Source organism: Stackebrandtia sp., assembly GCF_035643755.1.
GTDB lineage: Bacteria > Actinomycetota > Actinomycetes > Mycobacteriales > Micromonosporaceae > Stackebrandtia.
In genome coordinates this window covers 1-2,072 of record NZ_DASQPW010000241.1, presented here as the reverse complement: position 1 = coordinate 2,072, position 2,072 = coordinate 1, and the positions used below count along the sequence as shown (strand labels likewise).

General features: G+C 75.1%; 2 protein-coding genes. Both read right to left on the bottom strand.

The window, feature by feature from the left end; all coding sequences use genetic code 11:
* Positions 1 to 1,593, bottom strand: a 1,593-nt coding sequence (locus VE172_RS18685; RefSeq protein WP_324803479.1) for a bifunctional [glutamine synthetase] adenylyltransferase/[glutamine synthetase]-adenylyl-L-tyrosine phosphorylase, incomplete at its 3' end; no start/stop codon positions are given.
* The coding region (locus VE172_RS18680; RefSeq protein WP_324803478.1) for a hypothetical protein at positions 1,593 to 2,072 on the bottom strand (480 nt) is incomplete at its 5' end. The genes VE172_RS18685 and VE172_RS18680, both read right to left, overlap by 1 nt.

Below are 2,072 nucleotides of genomic sequence, written 5' to 3'. Positions count from 1 at the left end.
GCGGGGACGCAGGTCGGCGTCGTCGGCCAGCAGCCGCAGCGCCTCGGGGTCGCGCATCAGCAGGTCGGTGAAGTAGCGGGAGGTGGCCAACAGCCGCGCCAGCCGCAGCGCGATCGGGCCGCCGTCGCGCAGCAGCCGCAGATACCAGGGGGTGCTGCCCAGCTTCTCCGACACCGCGCGGTAGGCCAACAGCCCCCGGTCGGGCTGCGGCGCCTCGGCGAACTCCCCCAGCAGCACCGGCAGCAGGGTGCGCTGGATCGCCGCGGCCCGCGAGATCCCGGCCGTCAGCGCCGAGATGTGGCGCAGCGCCCCGGCGGGGTCGGCGAAGCCGAGCACCTCGAGGCGGGCGCGGGCGGCGTCGGGGGTGAGCCTCAGGCCCGCGGTGGGCACCTCGGCCACCGCCTCCAGAAGCGGTCGGTAGAACAGCTTCTCGTGGAGGCGGCGCGCGGTGGCGGCGTGCTGGCGCCAGGTGGCGTTGAACTCCTCGCGGGTGCGAAAGCCCAGGACGCGGGCCAGCCAGTGCAGCGACTCGGGGTCGTCGGGGACGCGGTGGGTGCGGCGCAGCCGGCGCAGCTGGAGCCGGTGCTCCACGGTGCGCAGGAAGCGATAGGTCGCGGTGAGGGCCTCGCCGTCGGCGCGGGCCAGGTAGCCGCCGGCGGTGAGCGCCTCCAGGGCCTCCAGTGTGGACCTGACGCGCAGCGAGGCGTCGCTGCGCCCGTGCACCAGCTGCATGAGCTGGACGGCGAATTCGATGTCGCGCAGGCCGCCGGGGCCGAGCTTGATCTCGTTCGCGGCGCCGTCGGCGGGCAGCTCGGCGATGACGCGGCGCCGCATGGCCCGGATCGCGGTCACCGCGTCGGCGTCGTCGGCGGTGGTCCACACCAGCGGGCTGATCGCCTCCATCCACGACGCACCCAGCGCCGTGTCCCCGACGGTGGGGCGGGCCTTCATGAGCGCCTGGAACTCCCAGGTCTTGGCCCAGCGGCGGTAGTAGCTGAGGTAGCTGTCGACGGTGCGCACCAGCGCGCCGCTGCGCCCCTCGGGCCGCAGGCCCGCGTCCACCTGCCAGGCCACCTCGGCGCAGATGTTCATGGTGCGGGCGGCCCAACCGGTGGCGGTCTCCAGGTCGCCCTCCGCGACGAACAGTACGTCCACATCGGAGACATAGTTGAGCTCGCGGGCGCCGCACTTGCCCATCGCGATGATCGCCAGCCGCGCCTCCGACGAGGGGTGCTCGGCGCGCGCCATCGACAGCGCCGCCCACACCGTGGCATCGGCCAGATCGGACAGTTCGTGTCCCACGTGGCCGATGTCGCCGTCGCCGGTGAGGTCGTCGGCGCAGATCTGCAGCAGCCGGTGGCGGTAGGCGGTGTGCAGGGAGGCGACGTCGAGCGCCGAGGCCACCACGTCGAGGTCCCGCCGGGCGCCGTGGCGCAGGGCCTCCCACGATCCGGGGTGGGCGACGAGGTAGTCGCCCAGCGCCTCCGAGGCGCCCAGCACGGCCGCGGCGCGGCGCCTGAGGCGCTCGTCGCTCTCCAGGGGCTCGGCGGCGCTCGGGTCGGCCTCGACGAGCCGTCGCAGCGGGGCGTCCATCAGTTCGGCAGCAGCGGAAGCGGGGTGCCCGCGGTGCGCCCCTCCGCCAGGGCCACGAAGCGCTCCACAATGGGCTTCCAGGTGTCGGCCAGGTGGTCCTCGATCCCCTCCACGCGGCGGGCCAGCGCCTCGTCCCCGCCGAGACCGCGCACCATCTCCGCGTCGAACTCCACATGGGATTGAATCCCCCAGGAGCGGTCGCCGAGCCGGAAGATCTCGGGCGCGCCGTGCGGGGAGGCGGCCAGCAGGGTGGCCGCCGGCGGCGGCTCGCGCAGCTCCTCGTGGCGCCAGGCCACCACGTCCAGCACCATGGGCGCGGCGCCGAACAGGGGGTCGTCGGTGGAGGCGTCGCGGCGCGCCAACAGCGCCGGGCCGGGCCGGAACTCGGCGACAGGGGCGTTGACGCCGTCGAAGGCGGCGGCCAGCGCCCGCGCCGAGGAGCAGAACGCCAGCGTGGGGGTGCGCGCGGAGACCGCCCG